We start from the raw sequence: 10,282 nt of genomic DNA, 5'->3' as shown, positions 1-10,282 counted from the left end.
CACGATTGAACGCATAGTGAGAGAAGAAGGGCAGCAGTTCCTGGGCTGGCGGACCGTGCCGACGAACAACAGCTCTTTGGGCGAATCGGCCAAGTCGGCTGAACCGTTTGTTCGACAAGTTTTTATCGGCCAAAGCGCGGATGTGACGAACAATCTCGATTTTGAACGCAAATTGTACATCATTCGGAAGGTTTCTGAAAACGCTGTCAAAAAAGATCAACCCCTGTCGCAATTTTACTATTCCAGTTTATCCAGCCGCACGATCGTGTATAAAGGCATGCTGACGCCGGCACAAGTGGACGCGTATTACGTGGAACTGCAGGATGAGAAGGTCGAGTCGGCGCTCGCGCTGGTGCACTCCCGTTTTAGCACAAATACGTTCCCGAGTTGGGAGCGCGCGCATCCTTACCGCTATTTGATCCATAATGGCGAAATTAATACGCTGCGAGGCAATGTGAACTGGATGCATGCCCGCCAGGCGATGTGTGAGACGGAGCTGTTTGGTGACGATTTTAAAAGGATCCTTCCGGTCATCGACACCGACGGTTCCGACTCTCAAATGTTCGATAATACGCTTGAATTTCTCATGCTGTCCGGCCGTTCGCTGCCGCATGCGGCAATGATGATGGTGCCGGAGCCGTGGTCGAAGCACGAGGGCATGGACGACGAGAAAAAAGCGTTCTACGAATACCACAGTACCTTGATGGAACCGTGGGACGGTCCGGCGGCGATTGCGTTTACGGACGGTACGCAGATCGGGGCGATTTTGGATCGGAACGGCTTACGGCCGTCGCGTTACTATGTGACGAAAGATGATCTGATCGTGCTGGCGTCCGAAGTGGGCGTGCTCGACATTGAACCGGAGCGCGTGCTCTATAAGGATCGGCTGAGACCGGGCCGCATGCTGCTCGTCGATACGGAAGCGGGCCGCATTGTAGCGGATGATGAGATTAAAAGCAGCATCGCCAAGGAGCAGCCTTATCGCGAATGGTTGAATGAGCATTTGGTTTCTTTGGAGGAGCTGGACGATGCGCCGTTTGCGCTCGGCTCCGATTCGGATACGCTGCTGCAACGACAGCAGGCGTTTGGGTATACGTTTGAGCAATTGCGTAAAATTTTGGAACCGATGGCGAAAACAGGGGTGGATCCGATCGGCTCCATGGGCACGGATGCGCCGCTTGCGGTGCTGTCGAATCGTTCACAGCTCTTATACAATTATTTTAAACAACTGTTCGCGCAGGTGACGAATCCGCCGATCGATGCGAATTTCGAGGAAATTATTACGGCGCAGGGCACCACCATCGGGCCGGAGCGCAATCTGATTAAGCCAGAGCCGGCAAGCTGCCGTCAAATTCGGCTCACGACGCCGTTTCTGACGAACGACGAGCTGGCGAAGCTGCGCCACATTCAGCGGGACGGGTTCAAGACGGTGACACTGTCAACGCTCTTCACGGCTTCGGAAGGAGCCGCAGGCTTGGAGCAGGCGATGGATGCGCTGTGTCAGGCAGCCGATGAGGCGATTGCGGACGGGGCGACGCTGATTATCCTGTCCGACCGCGGCGTGGACAGCGCGAAAGCGCCGATTCCGGCGCTGCTGGCAACGTCGGGGCTGCATCATCATCTGATTCGTGAAGGTACACGGACGAAAATTGGCCTGTTGGTCGAGTCGGGCGAGCCGCGCGAGGTGCATCATTTTGCCCTATTGCTCGGTTACGGTGCCGGAGCGATCAATCCGTACCTCGCGCTGGAAACGCTGGACGACATGATCCAGCGCAAGCAATTGGTCGGAGTTGACCAAGCGAAGGCGACCTACAATTATATCAAGGCCGTGACGAAGGGCGTTGTCAAAGTACTGGCGAAAATGGGGATTTCCACGATTCAAAGCTATCGGGGCGCCCAGATTTTCGAGGCGATCGGCCTCAGCCAGGAACTGGTCGACAAGTACTTCACCTGGACGTACACACCGGTCGGCGGCATCGGCCTGGACGTCATCGCCCAGGAAGCGGCGATGCGCCATCAGCGGGCATTCTCCGCGCAAGAGGGACGCGATCCCGTGCTTGACGCGGGCGGCGACTTGCAGTGGCGGCGTGATGGGGAGGAGCATCTGTATACGCCGGAAACGATTCATGCCCTGCAAACGGCCGTGCGGACGAACAATTACGCGATGTACAAAAGCTTTGCGAAGCTTATCCTTCGCGAAGACGAGAAATATATGGCTCTGCGCGGGCTGCTGAGCTTCAAAGCAGGCCGCCAGCCGATTCCGATCGAGGAGGTCGAACCGGTCGAGGCGATCTGGCGGCGCTTCAAGACGGGAGCCATGTCGTACGGCTCCATTTCCAAAGAAGCGCACGAAACCATCGCCATTGCGATGAACCGCATCGGCGGCAAAAGCAATACCGGCGAAGGCGGCGAGCATCCGGAGCGCTTCACACCGGATGAGAAAGGCGATCTTCGCCGCAGCGCGATCAAGCAGGTGGCGTCTGGCCGCTTCGGCGTCACAAGCCACTATCTCGTCAATGCCGACGAGATTCAGATCAAGATGGCGCAGGGCGCCAAGCCCGGCGAGGGCGGCCAGCTGCCAGGGTCCAAGGTGTACCCGTGGGTGGCCGAGGTGCGCGGGGTTACGCCAGGCGTCGGCCTGATTTCGCCGCCGCCGCATCACGACATTTATTCGATCGAGGATCTCGCCGAGCTCATCCACGATCTCAAGAACGCCAACCCGAGAGCGCGGATCTCCGTGAAGCTCGTCTCCGAGGTTGGGGTTGGCACGATTGCAGCCGGCGTAGCCAAGGGGAAAGCGGACGTTGTCTTGATCTCCGGCTACGACGGCGGCACAGGCGCGTCCCCGCAGACGAGTATCCGTCATGCGGGACTGCCGTGGGAGCTCGGTCTGGCGGAAACGCACCAGACCCTCGTCCTGAACAACCTGCGCAGCCGGATCGCGGTCGAGACCGACGGCAAGCTGATGACGGGGCGCGATGTGGTGATCGCAGCGCTGCTTGGGGCGGAGGAGTTCGGCTTCGCGACGACACCGCTCATTACCATTGGCTGCGTCATGATGCGCGTCTGCCATCTGGACACCTGTCCGGTCGGCGTAGCGACGCAAAATCCGGAGCTGCGCAAAAAATTTGCCGGCGACCCGCAGCATGTCGTCAATTTCATGACGTTCATCGCGCAGGATGTGCGCGAGTGGATGGCGCAGCTGGGCTTCCGGACGATTGAGGAAATGGTCGGCCGCACCGACATTTTGGAAGGCAAGCAGGCGGTCGCCCACTGGAAAGCCAAAGGCGTCGATCTCGCGCCGCTGCTGCATCAGCCTGATGTCGGCGAGGACGTCGGCCGCTTCTGCCAGATGCCGCAGGATCACGGCCTTGACCGCTCGCTCGACGTGACGAAGCTGCTGGCGATCTGCGAGCCCGCCATCGAGCGCAAAGCACATGTCCACGCCTATCTGCCGATCACGAACGTGAACCGCGTCGTAGGCACGATCGTGGGCAGTGAAGTGACGCGCAAGCACGGCGCGGAGGGCTTGCCGCACGATACGATCCGGCTGCATTTCCACGGATCGGCTGGCCAAAGCTTCGGCGCGTTCGTGCCGAAGGGGATTACGCTCTCGCTCGAAGGCGACGCGAACGACTACGTCGGCAAAGGATTATCCGGCGGCAAGCTGGTCATCTTCCCGCCGGCGAGTGCGACCTTTGTTCCCGAGGAGAATATCATCATCGGGAACACGGCGTTCTACGGCGCGACGGATGGCGATGCTTACATTCGCGGGATTGCCGGCGAACGGTTCTGCGTGAGAAACAGCGGCGTGCGTGCTGTTGTCGAGGGTGTAGGCGATCACGGCTGCGAGTATATGACAGGCGGCAGGGTCGTTGTGCTTGGGGCGACGGGCCGTAACTTTGCGGCAGGGATGTCCGGCGGCATTGCGTATGTGCTCGACGAGAAGGGCGATTTTGCCTCGAAGGTGAACAAAGAGATGGTGCTCCTTGAACAGTTGGAGGAGACCTATGAAATGAATGAGCTGAAAACGATGATTCAGCATCACGCCACATTTACGGATAGCAGCGTAGCCCATAACGTCATTCAGCATTGGGAGGAATACGTTTGGAAGTTCGTGAAGGTCATTCCGAAGGATTACAAACGTATGTTCGACGCCATCGAGAAGGTGAAACGTTCCGGACTGAGCCAGCAGGAGGCCGTGATGGTGGCTTTTGAGGCCAATATGAGGGATGTTTCGCGGGTTGGCGGCAACTAAGAGACTGCGAAGAAATCAAGTAGCGCTAATTTTCTAGCAGCTCCTAGCTGAATAACGCAGCGTGTCCGTCAGCTCGTTGGGGGCGGGCGCGCATAAGGGCAGGGAGCCAGCATGGCTGGCTATCATACGCAGGAGGGATCAACGTAAATGGGGAAACCGACGGGTTTTATGGAACATGCACGTGAAGTGGCGTCCGAGACGGCTCCGCTCGTCCGAATCGGCCACTGGAAAGAATTCGTGACGCCGCTCACCGAAGATAAATTGCAAACGCAAGGCTCCCGCTGCATGGATTGCGGCATACCGTTCTGCCATACAGGCTCAATCATCAGCGGCATGGCGGCCGGCTGTCCAGTCAACAATCTCATTCCGGAATGGAATGATCTGGTCTATAAAGGCCGCTGGCGCGAGGCGCTGGATCGGCTGCACAAGACGAACAATTTCCCAGAGTTTACGGGCCGCGTCTGCCCTGCGCCATGCGAGGGCTCGTGTACGGTAGGGCTCAAAGACACACCGGTTACGATCAAAAGCATTGAAAAAGCGATCATCGACAAAGGGTTCGCCGAAGGCTGGATCACCCCTCAGCCGCCTGAGGTGCGCACCGGCAAGAAAGTCGCGGTCGTCGGCTCAGGCCCATCGGGGCTTGCCGCTGCTGCGCAGCTCAACAAGGCCGGCCACTGGGTGACCGTGTTCGAGCGCGCCGACCGCGTCGGCGGCCTGCTCATGTACGGGATCCCGAACATGAAGCTGGACAAAAAATACGTGCAGCGGCGCGTGGATTTATTGGAAGCCGAGGGCGTAACGTTCGTGACGAACGCGCATGTCGGCGTCAATTATCCGATTGAGAAGCTGCAGGAGGAGTTCGACGCGATCGTCCTCTGTGGCGGCGCGACAAAAGGTCGCGATCTGCCGATCGAGGGCCGCGAGCTGAAAGGGGTCCATCTGGCGATGGAGTTCCTGGGCAAAAACACGAAAAGCCTGCTTGACTCCGAGCACGCGGATGGTGCCTTCATCTCTGCCGAAGGCAAGGACGTCATCGTCATCGGCGGCGGTGACACTGGCACGGACTGCGTCGGGACGTCGCTGCGCCACAAGTGCCGCAGCGTGACGCAGTTCGAGATTATGCCGAAGGCGCCGGAAACGCGCCAGGCGAACAATCCTTGGCCGGAGTGGCCGAAGGTGCTGAAGGTCGACTACGGCCAGCAGGAGGCCGCGGCGGTGCAGGGCGAAGACCCGCGCACGTACCTCATCAACACGAAGCGGTTCGTGGGGGATGAGGAGGGCAACTTGAAGGAGCTGCACACGGTGTTGATCGAGTGGCAGAAGAACGAGAAGGGCCAGTTCGTGCCGGTCGAAGTGCCCGGCAGCGAGAAGGTGTACCCGGCGCAGCTCGTGCTGATCGCCATGGGCTTCACCGGGCCGGAGCACACGGTGCTCGATCAGCTCGGCGTTGCGAAGGATGAGCGCTCGAACGCCAAAGCCGAGTACGGCAAATTCGCGACGAACGTCGAGGGCGTGTTCACGGCGGGCGATATGCGCCGCGGCCAGAGCCTCGTCGTCTGGGCGATCAACGAAGGCCGCGCCGTGGCGCGTGAAGTCGATCGCTATTTGATGGGCGCGTCCAATTTGCCATAGCGCGTACTTGGTCGTGCCCGGATAGACTCGGGCGCATAGGGAAATGCCTGCAAGCGGGGAGAGCCGCTTGCAGGCATTTTTTAGTGAAGAGGGAGATGCTTGCCGGAGGTATTAGGCAATTGAAGGCATACACTCCTTGAACCCGACACCAGTCTTCTGAAAGGGGCGCCTCCGTTGTTTCCCTGATCCTGTATTTCGTACAGCTAATTGTCACCAAAACCGGGGAATCCAGCTGATTACCTGTATTTCCTACNNGCTGTAGGTTTTGCAGGTTTTCATATAATTGGGGGTGTTTTTCCTGATTTTGATGTAGCTTTTACAGGTTCGTGACTGTCGGCGCGATGAGGTCTGCCCCTTCGGCTGTCTCAAGACCCACAACACGGGTATATGGACCGGCGGAATAAGCCCTCCAGCCCAGTTTTATTCAAAAAGATGAACAATTTCCACAATTCATGTACAATAGAGGACATGAAAAGGGCCGACGGAAGCGAATGATATAGAAGAAAGAACGGAAAGCGAGGGGAGCACATGAAGCGGGAAGATCTTATAACGCCGGCTGAGCTGCAAGCACTGCTTGGAGACAAGGGCGGCGAGCTGCAGGAGTTTGCGCCGGACGAGCCTATCGGCGCGCAGCATTTGTCTGCCTTGCAGCAGGCGGTCGTGCTCCTCTCCCGCCAGGTGGCGGAGCTGCAGGAGCAATTGCAAGGGCATTTTCAGGAGCAGCACCTCAGGCATGAACAACTGCTCCGGCAATTCCAACATCATCTCGAGTATAAGCTGTACGAGCAGATGATGAATGGGGTTATCCTGCAGCGCACACCTGTCGCGCAGCAGCAAGAGAAGCTGCCGGGGGAAACACCGGCTGCCGATTCCGCCGCTCTCACGGCTGCTGTCTCTCCCTTTGATCCATCTGCTGAACGGCATCCCGCGTTGATTCCGCCGCTAGCGGATGCGCCCAGCACGGAAGAGCCGGAAGAGATTCCCCCGACTTATTCGCGTGTCAAGAGCTACCGCAAAATCCGCAAGCGGAAAAAATCGTTCCTCGAGCGATTATTTGAATAGTGTAAGCCCTCAGAGCATCCCTTCCTCGAGGGCTTTTTTTGACGCTTGTACGCGGTCGCGCACGTCCATTTTGGCGTAGATACTGGAGATGTAGTTTTTCACGGTGCCCTCGGAGAGGTAGAGCTTCTCGGCGATCTCCCGGTTATTTAGGCCGTCCGCAATGCCGTGTAGCACTTGCAGCTCGCGCTCGCTCAGTCCGTAGGCGTCGCTGGAGCGACCTCCGTCGTCCGCAGGCTTGCCAGCGCCGCCCGAATCTCCTCCAGTCGCCTCGGCCCCGCTGCGCGCTTGCTGCACCAGCATTTTCGCGATGTCCTGCGGAATCAAGGTGCCGCCTTGATGCACCCATTTGATGCCGGCGGCCAAATCTTTGGGATGAATGGCTTTCAGCAAATAGCCTTCAGCCCCGGCGCCCAGCGCGTCGATGACGTAGCCGACTTCCTGGAAGGTCGTGAGGATGATGACGCGCGTTTGCGGCCATTTGGCTTTGATCTGGCGAGTGGCCTCGACCCCGTTCATCTTGGGCATATGAATGTCCATCAGCACGATGTCGGGCTGGTGCGTCTCACATTGCTCCAAAGCAACGAGTCCGTTCTCGGCAAGCCCGACGACGTTGATGTCCGGGTCCATGCCCAGCACGATATGCAAACTTTCCCGAATGAGGTCCTGATCGTCGACGAGCAGTAATTGTAGCGGCAGTTGTGCAGTCATACAAGAAATGCCTCCTTTTGTTGCTTCAAGTTCTTACAAAGCAGATAATCTTCTGGCCGGAATGGTGCATGTAACTGTCGTGCCTTCGCCAGCTTGTGAATCGACCTGCAGCATACCGTGGAGCGCAGCAATGCGCTCCTGCATAGCGGCGATGCCGAAGCCGGCTTTGATCTGATCGGAGCCTGCGCCATTATCGGCAACTTGCAGGCGGATATGGTCGTCTGCGAATGCGAGCTCGACGGCTATCTGCCCTGCGCCTCCGTGCCGTTTAGCATTCGTTAACGACTCCTGCAAGCAGCGGATGAGGGAGAGCTTCGTCATTTTCGGCAAATCGAACTCATCGCCCCGCGTGTCAAAACGAATCTGTGTGCCTGTATGCAGCGCGAACTCATTGGCTAACCGCATCAACTGTTGCGACAAGAGTGAATCGCCTTCCCGGGGCGCCATTTGATGGATGCTGCGGCGCACCTCTTCCAGACCGGCACGGGTGACGTCGCGCAGTACGTCGAGCTTCTGCCGCGCCATTTCCGGCGAGGCCTCCATGAGGTAGGACACGGCGTCCATGCCCATGATGACCGACGTAAATGTATGCCCGACCGTGTCATGCAGCTCGCGCGCCATCCGGCTTCGCTCCTCGACCAGCGTCATCTGCTCGATTTGGTTAGCGTACTGCTCGAGCGCATTATTTTGCTCATGGATGAGGCGATATTGCCGCTGGTTCTCGGCAAGCAGCTTTTCCGTATGCTCGTTTGAGGTGACGACACGCTGCAGGCTGAGCCCAATGGCAAAGAACAAGCTGGCATTTAGAATGAAGCTAAACAACTGCCCGATCCCCATGTCGCTGTGCAGCAGATTATAGTAAATATTCGGCATCCCCACCATAAAGACGGGGGCGGTCCACCAGGCATTTTTTCGATCCGTGAGGAATCCGACGACCATTAATGGGCAATTAATGATAAGTAAGAGATCCTGTTCCATCCAAGCGAGATAAAATTGCTGCGGCACACCCGCGACGAGCACCGCGATCGGATACCACATCGCATGCGTGTAGTTCGGCCGCCAAAATAAAAAGGGAGCGCCATAAGCGAGCAGAATTGCACCGATGGTTCCCAATGTCACTTGCAGGGAATGCTCACGGATATGTAGAAGCGTATAAAGCAGGCCAAGCAGGTTGGCGCCTGTCAGCACGATGAACAGGGACCATTCCACGCCGTGCCACGGTCTTCGTTGTACCATTTGTAAACGGTCTCCTTTCGGATCGTTCGTCTTCTCCTTATTTTACCTAATTTTGAACAAAAGCCATAGTGAACGCAGTCATATTGATCATATGACCTGCTAATATGACCGAGAAAGGGGTTTGAGCATGACCGACACGCAGCCGGCTTCAACGGCGATTGTACAAGTAGACCGCATATCCAAACGAATCGGGTCCAAAACGATTATCAAACAGCTCAGTTTTGATGTGCCGCAAGGGGAAGTTTTTGGCTTCCTGGGACCGAACGGGGCTGGCAAAACGACGACCATCCGCATGATGGTGGGCCTGATGTCCATTTCGGAGGGCGATATTCGCATTCAAGGGTATTCCATCCGTTCGCAATTTGAGAAAGCGATTCGCCATGTCGGCGCCATCGTGGAAAACCCGGAGATGTACAAGTTCCTGAGCGGATACCGCAATCTGGTACACTATGCGCGCATGTTTCCCGCGATCGGGAAAGAGCGTATCGACGAAGTCGTCGCATTGGTTGGGATGGGGAATCGGATTCATGATAAGGTCAAAACGTATTCGCTCGGCATGCGGCAGCGGCTCGGCATCGCACAGGCGCTCCTTCATAAGCCGTCGGTACTGATCCTCGACGAGCCGACGAACGGCCTCGATCCCGCAGGGATCCGCGAGCTGCGGGATCATCTGCGCAAATTGACGCGCGAAGAGGGCATCTCGGTCATCGTCTCGAGCCATTTGCTCGCGGAAATGGAACTGATGTGCGACCGAGTCGCCATCATTCAGAGCGGTCAGCTTGTCGATGTGCGTCAGATCAATGAATTCGGACGCGGGGAAGGCAAAGAGTCCGTGGCGTTTGAGCTGTCTTCGCCGGAGCGGGCGGAGGCACTTGTGCGTGCGGAAGGGCTGGCTTACCAAACGGCCGATGAGCGGCTGATTCTCGAGCTGACGAAGGACGAGACGGCGGAGTGGAACAAGCGGTTCGTGACGGCCGGCATCGCGGTGTATGGTATACGGGCGGCGACGAAGTCGCTGGAAGACCAATTTTTGGAAATGACGGGACGTGATCCGATTGCTTAATTTGATTCTCAATGAACAAATGAAGATGTACGGCAGGGTGAGGACGTGGATTTTGGCGATTCTGCTCGTGCTCATCGTGGTGACGTCGGCGATTTTGTCGCATTCAAACCACCGGGGCGCAGACGATGATTGGAAAAAACGTGCGGCCGATACGATTCAGCATAATCAGACCGAACTGGCGAGCAGCGACCTGCCGGAGAAGTTCAAGCAGCAGATGCGGGAGGAAAGCGCGTTGCAGCAATACATGCTGGATCATAACTTTCCGCCGACCGACAATACCTTGTGGGGCGGGACGCTGGGGGCAGCGGGGCTGATTTTGCTCG

General features: G+C 57.5%; 6 protein-coding genes and 1 pseudogene. 5 read left to right on the top strand and 2 right to left on the bottom strand.

Features of this window, described 5'->3' with window-relative positions:
• The 3 genes from gltB to EJQ19_RS26050 all read left to right on the top strand — a co-directional run.
• Positions 1-4,258: glutamate synthase large subunit (gene gltB, locus EJQ19_RS26060; protein ID WP_126144166.1), on the top strand; the 4,258-nt coding region annotated here is incomplete at its 5' end.
• Between the two features lie 147 nt (positions 4,259-4,405).
• A complete protein-coding gene (locus tag EJQ19_RS26055; protein ID WP_126144165.1) occupies positions 4,406-5,890 on the top strand; it encodes a glutamate synthase subunit beta in 1,485 nt (494 codons plus the stop codon).
• A 528-nt stretch (positions 5,891-6,418) separates the two neighbouring features.
• Positions 6,419-6,952, top strand: a complete 534-nt coding sequence (locus EJQ19_RS26050) for a hypothetical protein (protein WP_126144164.1) — start codon at positions 6,419-6,421, stop codon at positions 6,950-6,952.
• Positions 6,953-6,961: 9 nt separating this feature from the next.
• Here EJQ19_RS26050 and EJQ19_RS26045 read toward each other — a convergent pair whose 3' ends face one another.
• Positions 6,962-7,660: a response regulator gene (locus tag EJQ19_RS26045; protein WP_126144163.1), complete on the bottom strand. Its 699-nt coding sequence runs from the start codon at positions 7,658-7,660 to the stop codon at positions 6,962-6,964.
• Positions 7,661-7,693: 33 nt separating this feature from the next.
• Entirely contained in the window at positions 7,694-8,896 is a 1,203-nt protein-coding gene (locus EJQ19_RS26040; RefSeq protein ID WP_126144162.1) for a sensor histidine kinase, read from the bottom strand.
• 127 nt (positions 8,897-9,023) lie between these two features.
• Here EJQ19_RS26040 and EJQ19_RS26035 point away from each other — a divergent pair, with 127 nt between their 5' ends.
• Both EJQ19_RS26035 and EJQ19_RS26030 read left to right on the top strand, forming a co-directional pair.
• Positions 9,024-9,959 (top strand): ABC transporter ATP-binding protein, encoded by a 936-nt coding sequence (locus tag EJQ19_RS26035; RefSeq protein ID WP_126144161.1) that lies wholly within the window; start codon positions 9,024-9,026, stop codon positions 9,957-9,959.
• Positions 9,952-10,282 (top strand): annotated as a pseudogene (locus tag EJQ19_RS26030) (hypothetical protein); the annotation flags it as partial. The gene EJQ19_RS26035 and the pseudogene EJQ19_RS26030, both read left to right, overlap by 8 nt.

This window comes from Paenibacillus whitsoniae (assembly GCF_003955665.1).
Lineage (GTDB): Bacteria > Bacillota > Bacilli > Paenibacillales > NBRC-103111 > Paenibacillus_E > Paenibacillus_E whitsoniae.
This window is presented reverse-complemented; position numbering and strand designations above follow the sequence as displayed.